Origin of the sequence: Psychromonas arctica, assembly GCF_038155225.1 — a bacterium.
Taxonomy (GTDB): domain Bacteria; phylum Pseudomonadota; class Gammaproteobacteria; order Enterobacterales; family Psychromonadaceae; genus Psychromonas; species Psychromonas arctica_B.
Genome location: NZ_JBAKBA010000369.1, coordinates 1 through 214, shown reverse-complemented (window position 1 = coordinate 214; position 214 = coordinate 1). Strand labels below are relative to the sequence as shown.

The following is a 214-nucleotide window of genomic DNA, read 5'->3' as shown; positions in this document are numbered from 1 at the left end:
GGTTTAACTGTTGCACTTGCACTGGTTCCTGAAGCGGTGGCTTTTGCGTTCGTTGCAGGTGTAGAACCAATGATTGGTTTATACGCTGCATTTTTGGTGGGTTTAGTTACTGCTATATTCGGTGGTCGTCCAGGTATGATCTCTGGCGGAACGGGTGCGATTGCTGTCGTAATGGTTGCATTAGTGAGTGAGCATTGTGTTCAATACCTTTTTG

At 46.3% G+C, this 214-nt stretch carries 1 protein-coding gene; it reads left to right on the top strand.

From position 1 onward, the window contains the following. On the top strand, positions 1–214 hold a 214-nt coding region (locus V6255_RS18815; protein WP_341629467.1), incomplete at both ends, for a SulP family inorganic anion transporter.